The sequence below is a fragment of the Peptostreptococcus faecalis genome (assembly GCF_900240845.1).
GTDB classification, from domain to species: domain Bacteria; phylum Bacillota; class Clostridia; order Peptostreptococcales; family Peptostreptococcaceae; genus Peptostreptococcus; species Peptostreptococcus faecalis.
This window is the reverse complement of the sequence record NZ_OERU01000005.1, coordinates 38,992-62,148: the sequence shown is the minus strand read 5'-3', so window position 1 is coordinate 62,148 and position 23,157 is coordinate 38,992. Positions and strand designations below refer to the sequence as shown.

The following is a 23,157-nucleotide window of genomic DNA, read 5'->3' as shown; positions in this document are numbered from 1 at the left end:
TTAGAAGTAAGACCTGCCGAAAAAATCGAGAGGATTAGTAGTGCGGCGACCCCAAAGCGAACGTTCCAGCAGGCGAGTGTGGGGGCAAAGATCAGGTCAACTAAACATTTTATTAAAGGCTGATATACAAGAAATCTTGTAAGTCGGCCTTTATTTTTTGATAGTGGTAATGTAAGTTAATAATAAACCATATTATGATAAAGATAATTAGTATTATATTATTTCTAATTTAGATATAGAAATTTAATTAATATTACTAGAGTTTTTAAAACTATAAAGTTGTATAACTTAGTTTGAATTGTGGAATTAAAAATATTTTATACACATGCGAGTATATATGGATTAATTGGTGTGTTCAAATTACTACATATGTGATAAAATAAGCTATATATGAAGAAATTCGAAAAATAAGGGAGAGATGTAGATGAGCTTTTTAGAGAGCATATTCAATAGAGCAGATAAAAAAGATTTAAAGCAATTTAATAAAATTGTTGATAAAATAGATGGTGTAGCCGATAAATATTCGGCAATGACTGATGAAGAACTTAAGTCGATGACATCAGTATTTAAAGAAAGGTTAGCGAATGGAGAAACACTAGATGACATATTAGTGGATGCATTTGCCGTAGTCAGAGAAGTTTCTACAAGAATTTTAGGTATGAGACACTTTAGAGTACAGTTGATAGGTGGAATTGTACTTCATCAAGGTCGTATAGCTGAGATGAAAACAGGTGAAGGTAAAACTCTAGTGGCTACTTGTCCAGTGTACTTAAATGCACTTGAGGGAAAGGGCGTTCACGTAGTTACTGTCAATGACTACTTGGCAAAGCGTGACCGTGATCAGATGGCTAAAATATACGAGTTCCTAGGTCTTACTGTAGGTGTAATTGTACATGGTCAGTCTCCTGATAATAGAAAAAAACAATATCAGTGTGATATAACATATGGAACAAATAACGAATACGGATTTGATTATCTAAAAGATAACATGGTAATTCATGAAGAACAAATGGTACAAAGGGGACTAAACTATGCAATAGTCGATGAGGTCGATTCAATATTAATAGATGAGGCTAGAACTCCTCTAATTATTTCAGGGCCTGGAGATAAATCTACACATCTTTATTCAGATGCAGATGTATTTGTTCTTACTCTAGATGAAAATGACTATGAAAGAGAAGAAAAAGATAAAGCGGTAGCTCTGACAGAAACAGGTATAAAAAAGGCAGAGGTATATTTCAATGTAGACAATATCACTACAATGGAACATACAGAGCTTTATCACCATATAAATCAAGCACTAAAGGCACATACAATAATGAAAAAAGATGTTGATTATGTAGCCAAAGACGGTGAGATAGTAATAGTAGATGAATTTACGGGAAGATTGATGTTTGGTAGAAGGTACTCAGATGGTCTTCATCAGGCAATCGAGGCTAAGGAAGGTCTTACAATTCAGAGAGAGTCTAAGACTCTTGCCACTATAACATTCCAGAACTACTTTAGAATGTATAAGAAATTATCTGGTATGACTGGTACAGCAAAGACAGAAGAAGAAGAATTCAAGTCAATATATAAAATGGATGTATTCCAAGTACCTACAAATAAACCTCTAATTAGAGAGGATTTAGCCGATGTAGTATATGCAAATCAACTTGCTAAATTCAAAGCAGTTGCAGCAGATATAGTTGAAAGACATGCTAAAAATCAACCAGTGCTAGTAGGTACTGTGTCTATCGAAAAATCAGAATTTTTATCAGCTATCCTTACTGAACAAGGTATAGAACACGAAGTCTTAAATGCAAAGCATCACGATAAAGAAGCGGAAATAATCGCGCAGGCAGGTAGATTGGGTGCCGTTACTATAGCTACAAATATGGCTGGTAGAGGTACAGATATATTACTTGGAGGAAATCCTTCATTTAAGGCTCTAAGAGAGATGAAGAGACTAAACTTCACTGACGAAATGATAAATAGAGTCAACTCTGCAAATGAAGTTGCAGGTGTAGAAGAAAATGAAGAATATGATGCTGCTAGAAAAACATATAAAAAATTATATGAAGAATTCAAAAAGCAGACTGATATAGAACAAGAGGAAGTACTTGCAGCAGGAGGTCTTTGTATACTGGGAACAGAAAGACATGAGTCTAGAAGAATAGACAATCAGTTAAGAGGTCGTGCTGGTCGTCAAGGAGATCCAGGTGCATCAAGGTTTTATATAGGTCTAGATGATGATCTAATGAGATTATTTGGAAGCGAAAGAGCTCAGAACATCTTGACTAAATTAGGTATGGATGATGAGACACCTATAGAGCATAGAATGCTTACAAAATCTATTGAAAATGCACAAAAGAAGGTAGAAGGTAAAAACTTTGCAATCAGAAAGCATGTCTTAGAATATGATGATGTAATGAACAAGCAGAGAGAAATAATATACAAAGAAAGAAAAAGAGTTCTTTCTGGAGAAAGTTTACAAGATCAAATTCAATCTATGATGAGAGAAGTTATTACTGATGGAGTAGATGAATACACTGATGAAAAAGATAGCTTTGATTATGCAGGATTTAGAGCTCACTTATATCACAAGTTCTTGCCAGGTGGTGTGATAGATGATATAGACTATTCTAAGATGAGTTCAGCTGAAGCTTTAGAGGCAACTTATGATAGAGTATTAGAATTATATAATGAAAAAGAAGAATTTATCGGTTCTGATAGAATGAGAGAAGTAGAAAGAATAATACTTCTGCAATCTGTAGATAATCACTGGATTGATCATATAGATGCGATGGATCAGTTACGTCAAGGTATCGGGCTTAGAGCTATAGGTCAGATTGACCCTGTAATAGCTTATAAGATGGAAGGCTTTGAGATGTTTGATGATATGAACAAACTTATAAGAGAGGATACAGTTGCATACTTGTTTAATATACAAGTAGAAGTACCTGTCGAAAGAAAGGCCGTCGTAGATGTTGAAAATTTACAATCACCAGATACTGAAGGAAAGGATGAAGCTACAACAAAAGTTAATCCTGAACAGAAGGTAGGAAGAAATGATCCATGCCCATGCGGAAGCGGTAAAAAATATAAGAATTGCCACGGTAAATAAATAGTAAAAAAGAAAAATTGGTGCTGACAATATGAAATAAACTATTTGTCAGTACTTTTTTTCTAAATAAACATTAAAAATACGTTATAAATATTGGGAGATTTTATGCGTAAAGATACAATAATATAGGGGGGAATTTCCATGGATATTAATATGCTAGAAAGTATTATTATAAATATCGATACGCCAGCCTTTATATCAAATGAAAATGAAGAAATAGTCTGTAAAAATTATCATGTTAAGTATGTATTTCAACATTTAGATATGGATGAAATTTCTAATGCAAATCAATTGGAATTGAATGTGATAAATGTTGAAAACAATGATATAAAGCAGTTTGAAATAGGAGATACTTCTTTAACAGGATTTTGGTATAATGTGGTGCTAGATGACGGTTCGCGTTGCAATTTGTATATTTTTGATAGAACATTTACATCAGACAGGCAAATTTCAAATGTAATGGAGCATATTGACGAAGTAATAGTGATATTCGATGAAAAAGGAGTAATCCGAAGAATGAATGCTATATGTGATCAAATACTTCCATTTAAAAGAAAAGATGTTATTGGGAAAAATATAAATCAACTGGTTGAAGAAAAAAAGGTTTCGGACCCAATAATTACTAAGATGATAAATGCAAAGAAAAAAGTATACAAAGAAATAACATATCCAAATGGAAAAGTGATTTCTTATACTGCGATACCAATTACAAGAGCAAATGGAACATTGAAAGGTGGAGTGCTGACAGGAAGGGATGTATCTAGATTAATAAATTTAGCAAAGCTTTCTGGTGGAATGAATAAAGATGACGCTAAAGAAGAAGAGGTAGAGTACATCAGTGTTAGTGAAAAAATAGACAAAATAAAAAAGATAATAACTAGAGTAGCACCCTCAGATGCACCAGTGTTTATTATAGGAGAGTCTGGAGTCGGAAAAGAAATAATAGCAAGGAGTGTTTGGTCAAATAGCTACAGAAAGAAAAATACATTCGTTGCAATAAACTGTGCTTCTATTCCATCGGATCTTATAGAATCAGAGCTGTTTGGATATGAAAAAGGAGCTTTTACAGGAGCAAACAAAGAAGGAAAAAAAGGTCTAATTGAAGCCGCAGATGGAGGAACGTTATTTTTAGATGAAATAGGAGAGTTACCTCTTGAAACTCAAAAAAAACTTCTTAGGGTAATACAAGAAAATGCTATTATGAGAATAGGTGGAATAAAAACAAAAAAAGTAAATGTAAGATATATTTGTGCAACAAATAAGACAGTGGAAGAGTTAAAAAATCCTAGAATTTTCAGACAGGATTTATACTATAGACTGAATGTAATACCTTTGCTAATTCCACCTCTTAGAGAGAGAAAAGAAGATATATTACCTATTGTATATTACTATATAAATTTATTTAATGAGCGCTACAATAGAAATATACAGTTGTCAGAGGAAGCTGAGAAATTACTTTTAGAAAATGAGTGGAAAGGTAATATAAGAGAGTTAAAAAACATGGTAGAAAGATTAGTTATACTATCTGCGCAAGAAATGATTTTTCATGAGCAACTTGAGAGGACGCTTACTTTAGGTAAAGAAAATAATGTGTCTACCATTGGGGATGAAAATAACCTAGGGAACACTGAACCTTCAGAAAAAATTAAAGTTGAAGGCATTATGAATATAGATGAAGCGCATAAAATAGTAGAACAAGAAATAATAAAGGCTGCTATTAAAAAGTATGGAAATGTTACAAAAGCAGCTCAAGCTGTTGGAATAAACCCTTCAACAATATACAGAAAAATAAAAAACGGACATATAAAAATTTAATAGAAGAATTATTTAAAAATGTGATTAATTACATAACTATTACAAGTAAAAAAATAAAAAAGTATATGGTATAAAAACAAAATAACCTTAATAATAAACTGGCATGAAATTTGCTTCTTAAATAAGTAAAGATAGATTTATCTTTATATTGTTTAAGGGGGGATAGAAATGAAAGAAAAATTGAAAAAAACCAGTATGTTGGCAACACTAGGAGCGGTATTTGGTGTAGCATCGGTATTATTTGGTTCTCACGCAGGTGGAGGATTTGCAACTGGTAACCAAGAAACTCAGTATTATGTTCAGTTTGGATGGACTGCTCCTGTAGCAGCAGTTTTGGCAATGCTTTTATTGACGCTTGCTCTTAGAGAAGCTATTGTAATGTACAATAACTTTGATTGCAAGAATTACAAGGAATTATTTGATGAATTATGGAGACCTTATACTAAATTGGAAATTACATGGGAAATTTACTACTATCTGATGGTAATAGTAGCTGTCAGTGCAGTAATAGCAGGTGCAGTAGCGGTATTTGAGACAATGGGAGTTCCCAAAGCTTTAGCTACATTAATCGTAGGAGCTGTTTTATTACTTCTTACTATATATGGTGCAATTGTTGTTTCAAGTGCTGCAGGTGTAATGTCAGTAGTTATAATAGTATGTTGCTTAGTCATATTTATAACGGGAATCAAACTTAAAACACCAGAAATTTCTGAAATATTTTCCAATAAAACATTTTGGGGAGGTAATATGTGGCAGCCGTTTCTGATGATATTTGTATATGCAGGATTCCAATCAGTGGTAATTCCATCATTAGCTGCAGCGTCAAGAGAACTTCTTAAAAATGAAAAGCAAGCAACAGCTTCTATGGCTATTTCATTTGTGATGAACGCAGTAGCATTATGTTTAGCAGTAACAATGCTGCTTGGTTGGTATAGTGAATTTACAGCAGCTGGTCAAACCACTCTTCCGACTCTTTATGTTGCTCAGAATACAGGACATGCAGGCATTACGATTGCATATCAAGTTTTGCTGTTCTTATGTTTGATATCTACTGGGGTCACTACAATTTTTGGATTAGTAAACAGATTTGAAGATAATAAAAAGCTGATGTTTATTAGAAAAAGAACATACAGAAGAGTATTTATAGCATGTGCTATAATGGTATTAGCAACATTAGCATCTCTTACAGGGCTTAGCAATATAGTGAAATATGGATATGGATACTGCGGTTACTTAGGTATAGCAGTAATTGTTATACCATTTTTAACAATAGGAGTGCACAAAAACAGAAAATTCAAAAGAGAAAATCCAGATCATAAATGGATAGCACAAAGAATTGAAGACGGAGAAATATCTAGTATATATGACGAAGAAGCTTAAAAAGCAAAGCAAATAATAATTTTTTGCAAAATGCAAATTAATTTGCTAAAAGCAAAAAAGTTATTAAATAAGGGAAAAAGGACTAGAAGGACATAAAAATAGTTAATTAACAAACAAAATGCTAAGTAATAAATAAAAATTAAATAAAAATGATAATTTTAAACGAGATTGTTTGATACAGTCTCGTTTTTTTTTGCATTTTGCAAATAAAAACACTATATAAAGGTGATATTTATCTAAAAAAACGAAAAAAATTATAAAAAAATAAAAAAAAATGTTTAATTTAAAAAAATATAATTTCATAAATGTTAAATAATAGGCTAACTTGAACAAATAAAAGATTTTTTTTTGAAAAAGATTTTTTTTGGCACGCAGTTTGCTTAATAATAGGCAAGAAGTAAAAAGTGCTTCTAATACAAAAGAGTATCATTAAATTTTTAGGAGGTAGAGTTATGTCAAAAACAGGATTGCCATTAGAAGGTGTAAGAGTAATTGAGTATGCAAACTTTGTTGCAGCACCAATTTGTGGAAGATTACTTGCTGACTGGGGGGCAGAAGTAATTAAAATAGAGCCAACTTTTGGTGACTCAATGAGAGTAGTAGGAATACAGTGGTGTTTCCCTGCTACAGAAGAAGAAAACCCAATGTTTGAAATAGAAAACGCTGGTAAGAAAGATATAGTAATTGATACTAATACAAAAGAAGGTGTAGAAGTAATTTACAAACTTCTTGAAGAAGCAGACGTTTTTTTAACTAATACTAGACAAAAAGCACTTGATAAGAGTGGACTTAATTACGAGGAAGTTAAAAAGAGAGCTCCTCACATTATATATGGTCACTTGCTAGGATATGGAGATAAGGGTCCAGCTAAGGATAATCCAGCGTTTGACTATACAGCTTACTTTGCTAGAGGTGGAGTAGCAATGAGTTTAATGGAAAAAGGAACTTCTCCTTGTAACCCGGTTGCAGGACTTGGAGATCACTATGCAGGAATGAGTTTAGCTGCTGGTATTTGTTCTGCATTATATAAGAGAAAAGAAACTGGTGCAGGTGAAAGAGTTACTGTTTCATTGTTCCATACTGCAGTATTCGGAATGGGTATAATGGTATCAGCTGCTCACTACGGTTACGAAATGCCAATAACTCGTCGTCAACCACCTAACCCACTTAATACTACTTATAAGTGTTCAGATGGTACATGGATTCAGATAGCATTCTTCCAGTATGATAAGTGGTTCCCTAATTTCTGTAACATGGTAATAGAAAGACCAGATCTAATAGGAAGCAAATACAGTACATTAAAGAGTGCAGTTAACTATATAGAAGAATTCGTAACAATGATGGAAGAAGAATTTATCAAAAAACCTTTCGAAGAATGGGCTGACAGACTACAGAGAGCTGGAATACCATACGAGAAACTTGCAACACCTTATGATGTATTACATGATGAACAGTGTTGGGCAAACGATTATTTAATCAAGCATACTTACGAAAACGGAAATGAAGGAGTTATATTTAATACTCCAGTAATGTTTACAGAAAATCCTAGAGGAGAATATGTTAGAGCTCCTAAGTTAGGTGAACATACAGAGGAAGTATTAAATGGTGTTGGAATTAGAACAGTTGAACTTGAAGAATTAAAGAACAAGGGGATTGTTAAAGGATTGTAAAATAAACAGTTTTGGAGGTGTTGGAAATGGAAGAAAAGAAGGATGCAAGAAAAGTTATAAATGATTTACTCGCAGAACAATATGCTAACGCATTTAAAGCTAAAGAAGAAGGTAGACCTGTAGGCTGGGCAACATCTGTATTTCCTCAGGAATTAGCAGAAATTTTTGACTTAAATTTATGTTATCCTGAAAACCATGCAGCCGGAGTTGCAGCTAAAAAAGAATCTTTAGAGCTTTGCGAATTAGCTGAAGATAAAGGATATTCAAATGATTTATGTGCATATGCAAGAACTAACTTTGGTGTGCTAATAAAGGGAAGATCTGATGCATTACCAATACCAGAACCAGATTTCTTATGCTGCTGTAACAATATATGTAACGAAGTTATCAAATGGTATGAAAATATAGCTAGAGAATTAGATATACCTCTAATAATGATAGACACTACATACAACTACGAGTATGAAGTATCTGACACTAGAGTTAAATATTTAAGAGGACAATTTGAAGAAGCTATCAAACAATTTGAAAAGATATCAGGAAAGAAATTCGATCCTGAAAGATTGACAGAAGTAATGAAAATTTCTTCAGAAAACGGTAACCTTTGGAAATATTCAATGAGTTTACCACAAGGAAATTTCCCATCTCCTATGAATGGTTTTGATCTATTCACATATATGGCAGTAATCGTTTGTGCTAGAGGAAAGAAAGAGACTACAGAAGCATTTAAATTACTAGTAGAATACTTAGAAGAAAATGCTAAAGAAGGAACGAGTTCATTTAGAGGTGAAGAAAACTACAGAATAATGATGGAAGGAATACCTTGCTGGCCATACATAGGATACAAGATGAAATCTTTGGCTAAAAAGGGTGTCAATATGACTGGTAGTGTTTATCCTCATGCTTGGGCATTACAATACGAAGTAAATGACCTAGATGGAATGGCAAGAGCATACAGTTCTATGTTTAACAACGTAAATATAGAAAAAATGGTTGAGTACAGAGTAAACTCTCTTATCGAAGGAGATTGTAACGGAGCTCTTTATCATATGAACAGAAGTTGTAAATTGATGAGCTTTATACAGTATGAAATGCAGAGAAGAGTTTATGAAAAGACAAAAATACCATATGCTGGATTTGATGGAGATCAAGCCGATCCAAGAAACTTTGCTGAAGCACAGTTTGAAACAAGAGTAGAAGGTCTAGTAGAAGTAATGGACGAAAATATGGCAAAAGGAGGAAAACAATAATGGCTCTAAATGAATTAATTTCAAAATTTGAATATGCTGCAAATAACCCAAAACAATTGATGAAGGATTATTTAGCTAGTGGAAATAAAGTAGTAGGTTGTGCTCCTGTTTATACTCCAGAAGAAATAGTACATGCATCTGGAATGATTCCAATGGGAATTTGGGGAGGACAGGTTGAACTAGAAAGTGCTAACCAGTATTTTCCTGCATTTGCATGTTCAATAATGCAATCAATAATGGAATATGGATTAAGAGGAAGCTACAATGGTTTGTCTGCAATAATAATTCCATGTATGTGTGATACATTGATTTGTATGACTCAAAACTGGAAATCTGGAGTTACTTCAATTCCAATGATACCTTTTGTTTACCCTCAGAATAGAAAAATACAAGCCGGTGTAGACTACCTAATAACTGAATTTGAAGGTGTAAAAAAGAAACTAGAAGATATATGTGGTCATGAAATAACAGAAGAAAGCATGGCTAAAAGTATAGATATATACAATGAGCACAGAGCTGTAATGAGAGAATTTGTAGAATTAGTTCCTGATTATTTAAATACAATTACTCCTTATATAAGAAACTGTGTAATTAAGAGTGGTCACTTCATGAAAAAAGAAGATCACACTGAATTAGTGAAAGAATTAAACAAAACACTTAAGGCTATGCCAAAAGAAAACTTTACTGGAAAGAAAGTTTTAGTAACAGGAATAATACTTGATTCTAAGGAAATATTAGATGTATTTGAAAGCAACAATATAGCAGTTGCGTATGACAATACAGCTCAGGAAAGTAGACAATTTATGACTCCTGTACCTGATGGTGACAATGCACTTGAAAGATTGGCTAGACAGTGGTCTAACATCGAAGGATGTACTCTTGCTTATGATCCATATAAGAAGAGAGGAAAAATGATTGTTGAAAATGTTAAGAGATTGGATTTAGATGGTGTAGTTTACGCTATGATGAAATTCTGTGACCCAGAAGAATATGATTATCCAATTGTAAAAATGGATTTAGATGGAGCAGAGATTCCTCACTTATACATTGAAACAGAACAACAGTCAACAAGTATAGAACAAATAAGAACAAGAATTCAAACTTTTGCTGATATATTAGCGTAAAAAATTAGACTTTGGAGGTTTAAGATGATATTTAAAAAAGAGCATGAATTAGTAAAAAAGTCTATAAAAGATTTTTGCCAGCGTGAATTATATGATACTGATTTAGCTGAAAACATGGATAGATATGGCGAAGAGATGCCTAAAGAGTTTATGGAAAAACTTTCTAGATATAAATTTTCTTGCCCGATAGTTCCTAGAGAATTTGGTGGAGCAGGAGCAGATTATGTATCTTATGCAATAATTATGGAAGAATTATCAAGAGCTGATGCATCTTGTGGTACATTCTTAACAGCAGGAGCTTCACTAGTGGCGCTACCTCTTGTAAACTTTGGAACAAAAGAACAAAAAGAAAAATACCTTAAGCCACTTGCAGAAGGAACTAAAGTAGGTGCATTTGGTCTTACTGAACCAGGTGCTGGATCTGATGCAGGTGCTACACAGACAACTGCACATTTAGAAGGTGATTACTACATACTAAACGGTAGAAAATGCTGGATAACAAATGCTCCTTTCTGTGACTTTGCAGTAGTATCTGCAGTTACAGAAAAAGGTAAGGGTACTAGAGGGATTTCTACTTTCATAGTTGAATCAAACTGGGAAGGTTTCTCAGCTGGTGCTCATGAAGACAAACTAGGAATCAGAGGTACTAGGACTTCAGATTTAATATTTGAAAACGTTAAAGTTCCTAAGGAAAATCTACTAGGAAAAGAAGGTAAGGGATTCAACGTAATGATGAACACTCTTGAAGCTGGTAGAATAGGTGTTGCTGCGCAGGCTGTAGGTGTTGCACAAAGTGCATTAGACGAAGCAGTTAAGTACACTAAGGAAAGAGTTCAGTTTGGAAAGACAATTTCTAAATTCCAGAACACTCAGTTTAAAATAGCTGAAATGGCTACTAAGATAGAAGCTGCAAGACTTTTAGTTTTCCAGGCGGCTCAGCTTAAGGATGAAGGACAGAGTCCAGCTTTAATGTCTTCTATGGCAAAATACTACGCTGCTGAGGTAGCAAATGAAGTTGCATACGTAGCACTACAATTACATGGTGGATACGGATATGTTAAAGATTATAGAATTGAAAGAATATTCCGTGATGCGAGAATACTTCCTATATATGAAGGAACTTCTCAAGTTCAGCAAATGATAATAGCAGGAAACGTATTAAAATAAGAAGGTGGTGTAGATTTTGAAGATCATAGTTTGTGTAAAACAAGTACCGGATACAACGGAAGTTAAGATAGATAAAGAAACGAACACACTGATAAGAGAAGGTGTGCCAAGTATACTAAATCCTGATGATGCAAACGCATTAGAGCAGGCTTTAACAATAAAAGATACATATGATAATGTTGAAATCACAGTATTATCTATGGGGCCTCCACAGGCAGATGTGATGTTGAGAGAATGTTTAGCAATGGGTGCTGATAATGCTATATTACTTACAGATAGAGCTTTTGGTGGATCAGACACATGGGCTACATCTAATGCAATAGCTGCTGCAATTAAGAAAATAGGAAACTACGACTTAATATTAGCAGGAAGACAAGCAATAGATGGAGATACTGCTCAGGTTGGACCTCAGATATCTGAAAAACTTGGAATTCCACAGGTTACATACGTAGAAGATTTAGAGATGAATGGAAAAACTTTAAGAGTTAAGAGACAGCTAGAAGATGGATATGAACTAATTGAAGTTGAAATGCCTGTTCTATTAACAGCAGTTAAAGAGCTTAATGAGCCAAGACATATGTATATAGATAAGATATTTGATGCATATAAAAAAGAAATTCCTTTTATGACAATAAATGATGTTGATATTACAACTACTGAAGTTGGATTAAAAGCTTCTCCAACTAGAGTATTCAAATCATTTACACCAGAAGTAAAAGGCAAGGGTGTAATACTTGAAGGAACTGAAAAAGAAGTTGCATCTAAATTAGTAGCGGAATTAAAGCAAGTACATATAATATAGTCATCGGTTTTGGGGAGAATAATATTATGGAGAGACAGGATATAAATCAGTACAACGACATATGGGTCTTTGCTGAACAGAGACAAGGAACATTAACACCAGTTGTTATAGAATTACTGGGAGAAGGAAGAAAATTAGCAGACGTAAAAGGAAAGAAGCTAAATGCAATACTAGTAGGAAATAATATAGAGCATTTAATTCCTGAATTAATTTCATATGGAGCTGAAACTGTATACGTTGCAGAAGGTGATTTATTAGAAAACTTCACTACTGACGCGTACACAAAAGTTATAGTTGACGCTGTAAATGAAATAAAACCAGAAATAATGCTTTTAGGAGCAACTCACATAGGTAGAGATTTAGCACCTAGAATAGCTTCTAGATTAAATACTGGTCTTACAGCAGACTGTACTAAACTAGAAATTGATGAAGAAGACGGAAAGATAAAACAGACAAGACCAGCATTTGGTGGGAATATAATGGCTACAATTATATGTCCAGACTCTAGACCTCAGATGTCAACAGTTAGACCAGGTGTAATGGACAAAGCTAAAAAAGATACTACTAGAGAAGGTGAAGTTGTAAGACTTGACTATGATCTAAAAGAATCAGACATCAGAACTAAGGTTTTAGAAGTTGTGAAATCTGCTCATGAAAAAGTATCTCTAACAGATGCAAACATAATAGTATCTGGTGGACTAGGATTAAAGACTGCCGACGGATTTAAGCTAATAGAAGAATTAGCAGATAAATTAGGCGGAGTAGTAGGTTCATCAAGAGCAGCTGTAGATTCAGGATGGATAGATAGAGCACATCAGGTTGGGCAGACTGGTGTAACTGTAAAACCAAACCTTTACATAGCTTGTGGTATATCAGGTGCAATACAGCATTTAGCAGGTATGAAGGAATCAGATATTATAGTTGCAATTAACTCAGATCCAGACGCTCCAATATTTAACGTAGCTGACTACGGAATAGTAGGAGATTTATACAAGGTAATACCAGAAATAATCAGTTCTATTGATTCAATAGAATAAAAAATATACAATTTATATTAATTTGGAAAAATATTATATGTGTTTGTTTAGGAGGAGAAAATGAGAATTTTGGCGTATCATGTTCAACCGTATGAAGTAAAGGCAATAGAAAAATGGTCTAACGATAATAATATAGAAGTTGTTATAAATAAAGGATTGATAACTGCAGAATCTATAGCAGAAGCTAAGGGATTTGACGGAATCACTACTCAACAAGTTATACCTGTAAATGATGAAGAAATATTTAAGACAATGAAAGATTTTGGATTAAATCAAATAGCTTCAAGAACAGCTGGTGTTGACATGTTTGACCTTGAAACTGCAAAAAAATATGGAGTAGCAATAACTAATGTACCTAGATATTCTCCAAATGCTATTGCAGAATTAGCTGTATCACATGCAATGCAGCTTTTAAGAAATGTTAAACACATCGAGACAGCTATGAAAAAAGGCGATTTCACATGGAATAAAGATCTTATTTCAAAAGAAATTAGAAGTTGTGTTGTTGGTATCATAGGAACAGGAAGAATAGGTGTAACAGCTGCAAAATTATTCAAGGGGCTAGGAGCTAAGGTAATCGGATACGATCAGATAAAAAATCCAGATGCAGAAGGTGTTCTTGAATACAGAGATAATCTAGATGATTTACTAAAAGAAGCAGATGTTATCTCTCTTCACTTACCATTAGTAGATAGTACATATCACCTAATCAATAAAGACAACATAAAGCTTTTGAAGAAAGATGCAATAGTAATCAATACAGGTAGAGGAGCTCTTGTAAACATAGATGATATTATAGAAGCTCTTGAAGAAAATAGAATAGCTGGAGCTGGTATAGACGTACTAGAGTGCGAAACTTTATATGTAAACCAGAATATTGATCTTGAAAAAATAAAAGGTACTTGTGTAGAAAAGTTGATGGAAATGGACAATGTTGTACTTACAGGACACTTTGCATTCTTCACTGAAACAGCTGTAGATAATATGGTATCAACTGCTTTGAACAATATCAAAAACAGCATCGAAACAGGAACTATTGAAAACTGTATGAACATGTAGTTTAAAAAGATGGAAATAAGGTATAAACTAAAATATAGTATATAAAAGTATTATAGTTATTGCTAAATATGAAATGCTATAAATTGACATTAAATAATGTTTTTTCACCATAGGGTGATAAGTAAATATGACCTTCTTAAAATTTTGACATAAAGATAGAAAGTACACGCCACTCACAAATGTGATGGCGTGTATTTTTATATTAAACTATATTTTTAAATATTTTAAAAAGAATAACAATTATAAAAATTTAGTTTTAATAATTAAGTTCGTAGTGAGTGGATTTTAATGGTATAATTAAAAATGCAAATAATTTAATAATAAATCATAGAAAATTTGAGAGCTTTAGTTATGGAGGAAGAAAATGATTAAAATTCAAGAGTATAAGGCCGAGCTTGAAAGCATCGTGTCAAAAGTAGGAGAGTTAGGTGTTTCCCTTTGACTTGGATAGTCTAAAGTCAAAAAAAACGGAAATAAATACAATGATGGAAGAACAGAATTTTTGGGATAATACCGAAAATGCTAATAAAATACTTAAAGAAAATAAAAAGATAACGGATTTACTAGAAGAATATGAACATCTGTTATTATCTACAGAAGAAATAGAAATATTGATACAATTGGGAGAAGAGGAAAATGACCCACAAGAAGTTGATGAAATTGAGACTTCGATAATTAATCAAATTAGTAAAACTAAACAGCATTTAGAAAATATGACATTTACTTTGTTGTTCAATGGTGAGTACGATTTTAATAATGCAATACTTTCTATTAATCCAGGAACTGGCGGTCTTGAAGCTCAAGATTGGGCCCAAATGCTGCTTAGAATGTATATAAGGTGGTCAGAAGACAAAGGTTTTAAAGTTGTTTTGTTAGACTTAATATCAGATCCTGCAGCTGGTATAAAGACCGCTACGATTTTGGTAAAGGGTGATAACGCATATGGATATTTGAAAAATGAAAAAGGTGTTCACAGGTTGATAAGAATGTCACCATTTGACTCTTCTGGCAAGAGGCACACATCATTTGCATCTGTGGATATAACTCCCGAGTTAGATGACGATATTGAAGTGGAAGTTAATCAATCTGATTTGAAGATTGATACGTATAGAGCTTCTGGTGCAGGTGGACAACACGTCAATACTACCGATTCAGCAGTCAGAATCACGCATATTCCTACTGGAGTGGTAGTCCAGTGTCAAAATGAAAGAAGTCAACATATGAACAGAGAGGTTGCAATGAAGCTTCTTACAGCAAAACTCATCCAATTAAAGGAAGAAGAAAACAAAGAAAAAATAGAAGACATACAAGGTCAATACTCTCAAATTACTTGGGGTAGCCAGATAAGATCATATGTTTTTCAACCATATAAATTGGTCAAAGATCACAGAACAAACACTGAACACACTAATGTAGATGCTGTAATGGATGGAGATTTAGATAAGTTTATGTATTCATCCTTAGAGCAGAATATAAAATAATATCAATATTTTGAAATTAAGGGGGAAAATTATGGGAATTAATGAGATTTTGATTTCAGAAATGGGTCTCAGAAAGAACCAAGTTGATAACACCATAAAATTAATAGATGAAGGAAATACTATTCCGTTTATAGCTAGGTATAGAAAAGAAATGACAGGAGAGCTAAGTGACGTACAACTTAGAGAATTTCATGAAAGATTAATGTATCTAAGAAATCTAGAAGCGAGAAAAGAAGATATAATTAGGCTTATTGATGAACAAGGTAAATTGACAGCAGAAATAGAAGAGAACCTAAAAAAAGCTAAAACTCTTCAAGAGGCGGAAGATATATATGCACCTTTCAAGCAGAAAAAAAGAACTAGAGCAACTATAGCAAGAGAAAGAGGGTTAGAGCTGCTTTCACACATGATACTTTTATCAAAAAATATTGATATATTAAAAGAAGCGGAGAAATTTATCGATTCTGAAAAAGGTATTGATGACATAGATATAGCTGTTTCAGGTGCAAAAGATATATTGGCTGAACTGATGAGTGATGATGCACAAATAAGAAAAAAAATAAGAAATGAAGCCTTACAAAGAGGTATAGTTTCATCTAAGGCAAAGTCAGAGGAAGATTCTGTGTACAGAATGTACTATGATTTTTCTGAAAGGGTAAAGGACATATTACCTCACAGAGTATTAGCAATAAATAGAGGTGAAAAAGAAGGCGTTTTAACAGTAAAAATAACAATAGATGATGAAGGTATGATAGATTACATAGCGGATCAATATATAAATGCCCAAAACCAAGGAAATGAAGAGTTGATTAGAGAAGTAGCTGTGGATGCGTATAAAAGACTAATTTATCCTTCTATTGAAAGAGAAATTAGAAATCATCTAACAGAAATTGGACAAGAAAGAGCTATTAAAGTATTTGGTAAAAATCTAAATGGACTTCTACTACAGCCACCTATAAAAGACGTTGTAGTAATGGGATTTGATCCAGCTTATAGAACAGGATGTAAAATAGCTGTAGTCGATAAAAATGGAAAGCTTTTAGATTTTACAACAGTTTATCCTACTAAACCTCAAAATAAGGTAGAAGAATCAAAAAAAATACTGAAAAGTATGATAGAAAAGTACGAAGTAGATATAATATCTATAGGTAATGGTACTGCATCTAGAGAGTCTGAAAAATTTGTAGCAGAAATGATTTCAGAAATTGATAGAAAAGTAAGCTACGTAATTGTAAATGAAGCAGGTGCCTCTGTATATTCGGCGTCAAAACTTGCAAACGAAGAACTCCCTGATATAAATGTTTCTATTAGAGGTGCAGTTTCTATTGCTAGAAGATTACAAGACCCTATGGCTGAACTTGTAAAAATAGATCCTAAGAGCATAGGTGTAGGTCAATATCAGCATGATGTAAATGAAAAAAGACTTTCAGAGGTATTAGATGGAGTGGTAGAAGACTCTGTAAACAAAATTGGAATAGATGTGAATACAGCATCATATTCACTTTTGGAGCATCTATCAGGAATATCTAGCAGTGTTGCAAAAAATATAGTGGCATACAGAGATGAAAATGGAGAATTTTCTGGAATACAAGAACTTAAAAAAGTCAAGAGATTAGGACCCGCAGCATTTAAACAGTCTGCTGGATTTATAAGAATTCAAAATTCAAAAAATCCTCTAGATAATACGGGTGTACATCCAGAAAGTTATGAAGCCTGTGAAAAGGCACTTACTCTACTTGGATACAGTATTGATGATGTATCAGAAGGTAAATTATCAGATATAGATTCTAGAGTAAAAGAATATGGATTATCAAAGCTATCTACTGATTCAGAAGTAGGGGAAGCTACTCTTAAAGATATAATTGAAGAAATAAAAAAACCGGGAAGAGATATTAGAGATAGTGGTATAAAACCTGTCTTAAAGACTGATGTAATGAAAATAGAAGACTTGGAAGTTGATATGATACTTACTGGTACAGTTAGAAACGTTGTTGATTTTGGAGCATTTGTAGATATAGGAATTAAAAATGATGGATTAATACATATATCTCAAATATCTAATAAAAGAGTTAAAAATCCGTCAGATCTTTTGAGTGTAGGCGATGTAGTAAATGTGAAAGTAATAGAGATCGATGTCGAAAAAGGTAGAGTTTCTCTTTCAATGAAAAATGTAAAGCAAGATATAGAAAAGTAGTTTAAAAAAATATAAATTTGTCATAATTTATTGAAATTTAAGAAACTAAAAAATAGTTTGAGTATATATTGACAACAATATAACTTACGTATTATAATAGTGTTAGTTAAATAATATTATTAATCTTCGGGGGAGGGTGAAAGTCCCTACCGGCGGTATAGCCCGCGAGCGAAAGCTGATTTGGTGTGATTCCAAAGCCGACAGTAAAGTCTGGATGAGAGAAGAGATGATTGTAATTTATAATTACAGTTGAATTTAATCCTGGAGAAATATATCTCCAGGTTTTTTTATATTTACCCTCGAAAAAAAGGAGGAAGAAATGGAAAAAGTTAGTGCAATTAGTATGAAAAAAAAGAAAATATCAACAAGCTCTTTGGTGAAAGTATCGCTGCTTTCAGCGATATCATTTGTGTTGATGTTTGTTGAAATGCCAATACCAGGATTATTTCCTGCATTTCTAAAGATTGATATTTCAGATATACCTGCAGTAATTGCTGGTCTTTCAATGGGGCCTTTTGCTGGTTTTGTTGTAGAGGTAATAAAAAACTTTCTTCACGGAATAACAGTCACAACAACTGGTGGAGTAGGTGAGCTGGCTAACATAGTGGTCGGAAGTTCATTTGTAGTGACTATGTCAATGATATACAGAAAAAACAAGAGCTTAAAAGGGCTTATAATAAGCTTATTTACTGCTACTATTTCAATGGTCGTAATAGGATCATTGGTTAATTATTTCTTCTTGCTTCCATTTTATGGACAATTGATGGGTATGGATGCTATTTTAGGTATGGGGAAAGCTGTAAATCCAAATATAAACGATCTATTATCATTTGTAATTTGGTTTATTGCACCATTTAACTTGATAAAGGGAATATTATTATCTTTAATGTCGATTCCTTTTTATAAAAAACTAGAAAAACTTATATCTAAATAATTTAGTGAAATTAAGAAAATAAATATGATGTATTAAGAAACTATAAAGAATATGGATAAAATATTTATAATATGCGTAAAAAAATTGTATATTATTACTTTAAAAAAACTTTCGTAAACTAAGACGAGAGTTTTTTTTTGTAAAAGATACAGGAAAACAATACCAAAAAGACTGTATTGTGATAAAATATTGTATAAGAGTAATTTATATTGAAAATTAAAATTTAGATGGGGGATATGAATATGATTAATCAGGATTATTTTATTAACTTGGCGAAAGAAAAAACAGGAGACAAAATTCAAACTGTAGCTGTTGCTGCACCACATGATATTGCTACTTTAGAATCTTTAAGAAATGCAGTAGACTTAGGTTTTGTAAAGGTAATACTAGTAGGTGATGAAAAGATAATCACTGAAGTAGCTAAAGAAGGTAACTTAAATATATCTGATATGGAATTAGTTCATGCAGATGATTTAAGTGATGCAGCTCAAAAATCAGTAGATCAAGTAAGAGAAGGTAAAGCTAGCTTGATAATGAAGGGACTAATAGATACTTCAGTAATTCTTAAAGCAGTAGTAAAGAAAGAAAATGAATTAAGAACAGGAAAGACTTTAAGCTATGTTGGAATACTTTTCAATGAAGGTAAGGAAAAATATTACCTAACTTCTGACGGTGCAATGCTTATAAATCCAGACTTAGAACAGAAAAAGGGAATAATAGAAAATGCAGTAGAAGTAGCTCATGCTCTTGGAAATGAAGAACCAAAAGTAGCTATGATTTGTGCTAAGGAAAAATACTATGATAAGATGCCAGCTACAGTTGATGCTGTTGCTCTTCATGAAATGAATAAAGAAGGAAAAATAAAAGGTTGTGTAGTAAGTGGACCACTTCAGATGGATAATGCAGTGGATAAGCATGCGGCAGAAGTTAAGGGAGTTGACGATCCTGTAGCAGGTAACGCAGATATATTAGTAGTTTCAGCTATAGAAGTAGGAAACGTATTGTTAAAAACAGCTAAATACTTAGGTGGATGGACATTTGGTGGAGTAGTAGTAGGAGCTAAGGTTCCTATTGTTGTGTGCTCTAGATCAGACGGAGAAGCTGCCAAATTAGTATCTATATCAGTTGCTTGTATGATGGCTGCAAATAAGTAATCTTTAGAAAATAATATATAAATCAAAAAGGCATCTTTCATATTAGGAGAAAGATGCTTTTTTAATTTATATAGGGATTTAGATACCATAAAAATGTGTATAAAATGCTTAGTTGGAATTAATTTGTAAAAAATTATGATATAATGTTAAATGGACCTTTTTTAGAAAGTCTAAAAATCGTAATTATAGAATAAATGATAATAAAAGCAACAATGATAATATAAGTGGAAAACAGGAGGAAAGATGAAAGTTTTTTTTCTAAAAGATGAAAATTTTACATATAAAATAGGAAAGCAAATAGGACAAAAATTATTTCCTGGGGCAGTTATTTGTCTAAATGGAGACCTAGGAGCAGGAAAAACAACTATAACAAAGAGTATAGCAAAAGAGCTGGGAATAGAAGAAGATATCACAAGTCCTACATTTACAATAGTAAATGAATATATGGATGGAAAATATCCTTTGTATCACTTCGATGTTTATAGAATTGGCTCAAGTGAAGAAATGTATGATATAGGATTTGATGAATATGTATATTCAGATGGAGTATCTATAATAGAATGGTCAAATTTAATTGAAGATATTCTTCCAAAAGAGCGCCTAGACATATTGATTACATATGAAGGAGAAGGAAGAAATATAAGTATAGTGCCATATGGAGATAAATACGAGGAAATATTAGAAGGAGTGAGTTTATAATGAATATATTAGGCTTTGACACTTCAACAAAATCGGCAAGCGTAGCATTGATTAAAGATGATGTTTTAGTTGGTGAAATATTAATAAATGACAAGAGGACACACTCGCAAAAGTTGATGCCAATGTTAGAAGACTTATTTAAACTAGGAGATATAAGTGTGGATGATATAGATGTTTTGGCTGTTTGTATAGGTCCGGGATCTTTTACAGGGTTGAGAATAGCAATGTCTACTGTAAAGGCAATATCACACGTCAAAAATATTCCTATTGTAGGTGTGAATTCACTTGAAACTTTAGCGAATAACATGGCTTTTACCGATAAATATATAATACCGATATTAGATGCACAGGCGACACAGGTATATTATGGAATTTATAAGAGTGAAAATGGCAAGCTAAGAGTAGTCGAGGATGTAGGAGTTATTGACATAGATGATTTATTGGAAAAAATAGAAAAGTTATACACAGGAGCAGTAATTTTAGGAGAAGGTACAACTAAGTACGGAAATAAATTAGAAAATAAAAATATCTATATACCATCACCTGAAAAAAATATATCCAAAGCTTCTAGTGTGACGTCGTTAGCAATGCAAAAATATAAAGAAGAAAAAAATGTATATGATAGTTATGATATTGTTCCTCTTTATATAAGAAAATCTCAAGCTGAGATTCAGTACGAAGAAAGGCAAAGAAAAGATGGAATATAGAAAAATGAAGCCAAGTGATATACAAGGTGTATATGAAGTAGAAGTGTCAGCATTTTCTAATCCATGGACTATATCTGCTTTGAAATCAGAATTAAATAATAAACTTGCAAACTATATAGTTGCAGAAGATGAAAATGGAAAAATACTAGGATATGTAGGGGCTTGGTATATACTAGATGAAGCACATATTACAAATGTTGCTGTTCATAAGGATGCAAGAGGAAGAAAAATAGCGAATGGCTTAATGGAAAACTTAATACAAGAGTGCTTAAAGTCAAAAATTGATCACATTACTCTTGAAGTAAGAAAAAGCAATATAATTGCTCAAAATTTATACAAAAAGCACGGATTTAAGCCTGAAGGAGTAAGAACAGAATACTATCAAGACAATAGGGAAGATGCAATAATAATGTGGAAAGAAATTAAGGCGGTGTAATAACAAATGAGTGAAAACATCTCTACAGTCAGAGATAATTGTAAAAAATCAGAAGAATATTTGAAAAATAATTCTTTTAATATAGAAAAAACAGAAGAAAACACAAATGTAGCAAACGGTGATATTATAACTTTGGCAATTGAAAGCAGTTGTGATGAAACAGCTTGTTCTATTGTAAAAAATGGAAGGGAAGTACTTTCAAATATTATATCTACTCAAATAGAAACTCATAAGAAATTTGGAGGAGTAGTGCCAGAAATTGCATCTAGAAAACATATAGAAAATATTGATATAGTAGTTCAAGATGCTTTGGATTCTGCCGGATTAGGATTTAAAGATATAACACATATAGCAGTCACATATGGACCAGGATTAGTAGGAGCTCTATTAGTTGGATTGTCATATGCAAAGGCGCTGTCATTTACACTAGGAATTCCGCTAGTGGGTGTAAATCATATAGAAGGTCACTTGAGTGCAAACTATATCGAACATAAAGATTTAAAGCCACCTTTTATCACTTTGATAGTATCTGGAGGTCATACTCATTTAGTTGAAGTAAAAGATTATGGGAAATATGAAGTGATCGGAAAAACTAAAGATGACGCTTCAGGAGAGGCTTTTGACAAAGTTGCAAGAGCTATGAAATTAGGGTATCCGGGTGGTCCAATAATTGATAAGATGGCTAAAAATGGAAATCCAAAAGCCATAGATTTTCCTAAAGCTCTAATTAACGATGATGGATACGATTTTAGCTTTAGTGGATTAAAATCATCAGTACTAAATTATCTGAACTCAATGAAAATGAAAAATGAAGAAATAAATGAAAGTGATGTCTGTGCATCATTTCAAGATGCAGTAGTAGATGTGTTATCACATAAAGCAATCAAGCTTTGTAAAGATAAAGGGTATAATACAATTACACTATCTGGAGGTGTAGCGGCAAACTCCGCTTTAAGAAAAAAAATGAAGGAACTTTCAGGTAGAGAAAATCTTGACTTAAAATATCCTTCACTTATTCTATGTACTGATAATGCAGCTATGATAGGGTGTGCAGGGTATTATAGATATGTTGGTGGACGAAGAGATGGGATGGATTTGAATGCTGTTCCAAATTTAAAAATTGATAAAGGATAATATTGGAG

At 32.8% G+C, this 23,157-nt stretch carries 18 protein-coding genes and 1 riboswitch; all 18 genes read left to right on the top strand.

Features of this window, described 5'->3' with window-relative positions:
• The first annotated feature begins 424 nt into the window (after nucleotides 1-424).
• The 18 genes from secA to tsaD all read left to right on the top strand — a co-directional run bounded on the left by secA (nucleotide 425) and on the right by tsaD (nucleotide 23,149).
• Nucleotides 425-3,106, top strand: a complete 2,682-nt coding sequence (secA, locus tag C0982_RS07920) for a preprotein translocase subunit SecA (protein ID WP_101773698.1) — start codon at nucleotides 425-427, stop codon at nucleotides 3,104-3,106.
• A 141-nt stretch (nucleotides 3,107-3,247) separates the two neighbouring features.
• Nucleotides 3,248-4,921: a sigma-54 interaction domain-containing protein gene (locus tag C0982_RS07915; RefSeq protein WP_101773697.1), complete on the top strand. Its 1,674-nt coding sequence runs from the start codon at nucleotides 3,248-3,250 to the stop codon at nucleotides 4,919-4,921.
• Nucleotides 4,922-5,089: 168 nt separating this feature from the next.
• On the top strand, nucleotides 5,090-6,301 hold the full coding sequence (locus C0982_RS07910) for a YkvI family membrane protein (RefSeq protein ID WP_101773696.1): 1,212 nt from the start codon (nucleotides 5,090-5,092) through the stop codon (nucleotides 6,299-6,301).
• Between the two features lie 452 nt (nucleotides 6,302-6,753).
• Entirely contained in the window at nucleotides 6,754-7,971 is a 1,218-nt protein-coding gene (locus C0982_RS07905; RefSeq protein ID WP_101773695.1) for a CaiB/BaiF CoA transferase family protein, read from the top strand.
• 26 nt (nucleotides 7,972-7,997) lie between these two features.
• Entirely contained in the window at nucleotides 7,998-9,221 is a 1,224-nt protein-coding gene (hadB, locus tag C0982_RS07900) for a (R)-2-hydroxyisocaproyl-CoA dehydratase subunit alpha (protein ID WP_101773694.1), read from the top strand.
• A complete protein-coding gene (locus tag C0982_RS07895) occupies nucleotides 9,221-10,345 on the top strand; it encodes a 2-hydroxyacyl-CoA dehydratase subunit D (protein WP_101773693.1) in 1,125 nt (374 codons plus the stop codon). The genes hadB and C0982_RS07895 overlap by 1 nt, the downstream gene beginning before the upstream one ends.
• 24 nt (nucleotides 10,346-10,369) lie before the next feature.
• Nucleotides 10,370-11,512 (top strand): putative isocaproyl-CoA dehydrogenase AcdB, encoded by a 1,143-nt coding sequence (acdB, locus tag C0982_RS07890; protein WP_101773692.1) that lies wholly within the window; start codon nucleotides 10,370-10,372, stop codon nucleotides 11,510-11,512.
• Nucleotides 11,513-11,528: 16 nt separating this feature from the next.
• Nucleotides 11,529-12,314, top strand: coding sequence for an electron transfer flavoprotein subunit beta (etfB, locus tag C0982_RS07885; protein WP_101773691.1), 786 nt, complete (start codon nucleotides 11,529-11,531; stop codon nucleotides 12,312-12,314).
• A gap of 26 nt (nucleotides 12,315-12,340) precedes the next feature.
• Nucleotides 12,341-13,351, top strand: a complete 1,011-nt coding sequence (locus C0982_RS07880) for an electron transfer flavoprotein subunit alpha/FixB family protein (RefSeq protein WP_101773690.1) — start codon at nucleotides 12,341-12,343, stop codon at nucleotides 13,349-13,351.
• A gap of 60 nt (nucleotides 13,352-13,411) precedes the next feature.
• Nucleotides 13,412-14,410 carry a D-2-hydroxyacid dehydrogenase gene (locus C0982_RS07875; protein WP_101773689.1) on the top strand — a complete coding sequence of 333 codons (999 nt, stop codon included), beginning with the start codon at nucleotides 13,412-13,414 and terminating at the stop codon, nucleotides 14,408-14,410.
• A 364-nt stretch (nucleotides 14,411-14,774) separates the two neighbouring features.
• Nucleotides 14,775-15,891 (top strand): peptide chain release factor 2 gene (gene prfB, locus C0982_RS07870; RefSeq protein ID WP_101773688.1). Its coding sequence is split into 2 segments (ribosomal slippage): nucleotides 14,775-14,849 and nucleotides 14,851-15,891, totalling 1,116 coding nucleotides; the frame shifts between segments, so codons are not numbered across the junction.
• A gap of 31 nt (nucleotides 15,892-15,922) precedes the next feature.
• Complete coding sequence (locus C0982_RS07865; protein ID WP_101773687.1) at nucleotides 15,923-18,085, top strand: Tex family protein; 2,163 nt, start codon at nucleotides 15,923-15,925, stop codon at nucleotides 18,083-18,085.
• A 118-nt stretch (nucleotides 18,086-18,203) separates the two neighbouring features.
• Nucleotides 18,204-18,315: riboswitch (FMN riboswitch) on the top strand.
• A gap of 89 nt (nucleotides 18,316-18,404) precedes the next feature.
• Nucleotides 18,405-19,019 carry an ECF transporter S component gene (locus C0982_RS07860; protein ID WP_101773686.1) on the top strand — a complete coding sequence of 205 codons (615 nt, stop codon included), beginning with the start codon at nucleotides 18,405-18,407 and terminating at the stop codon, nucleotides 19,017-19,019.
• Nucleotides 19,020-19,261: 242 nt separating this feature from the next.
• The gene (locus C0982_RS07855) at nucleotides 19,262-20,173 is read left to right on the top strand and encodes a phosphate acyltransferase (protein ID WP_101773685.1); all 912 of its coding nucleotides are present in this window, start codon (nucleotides 19,262-19,264) and stop codon (nucleotides 20,171-20,173) included.
• A gap of 243 nt (nucleotides 20,174-20,416) precedes the next feature.
• Nucleotides 20,417-20,872 (top strand): tRNA (adenosine(37)-N6)-threonylcarbamoyltransferase complex ATPase subunit type 1 TsaE, encoded by a 456-nt coding sequence (gene tsaE, locus C0982_RS07850; RefSeq protein WP_101773684.1) that lies wholly within the window; start codon nucleotides 20,417-20,419, stop codon nucleotides 20,870-20,872.
• A complete protein-coding gene (tsaB, locus tag C0982_RS07845) occupies nucleotides 20,872-21,579 on the top strand; it encodes a tRNA (adenosine(37)-N6)-threonylcarbamoyltransferase complex dimerization subunit type 1 TsaB (protein WP_101773683.1) in 708 nt (235 codons plus the stop codon). The genes tsaE and tsaB overlap by 1 nt, the downstream gene beginning before the upstream one ends.
• Entirely contained in the window at nucleotides 21,569-22,015 is a 447-nt protein-coding gene (rimI, locus tag C0982_RS07840) for a ribosomal protein S18-alanine N-acetyltransferase (protein WP_101773682.1), read from the top strand. Before tsaB ends, rimI begins: the two co-directional genes overlap by 11 nt.
• A gap of 6 nt (nucleotides 22,016-22,021) precedes the next feature.
• Nucleotides 22,022-23,149 carry a tRNA (adenosine(37)-N6)-threonylcarbamoyltransferase complex transferase subunit TsaD gene (gene tsaD / locus C0982_RS07835; RefSeq protein ID WP_101773681.1) on the top strand — a complete coding sequence of 376 codons (1,128 nt, stop codon included), beginning with the start codon at nucleotides 22,022-22,024 and terminating at the stop codon, nucleotides 23,147-23,149.
• Nucleotides 23,150-23,157 lie beyond the last annotated feature (8 nt).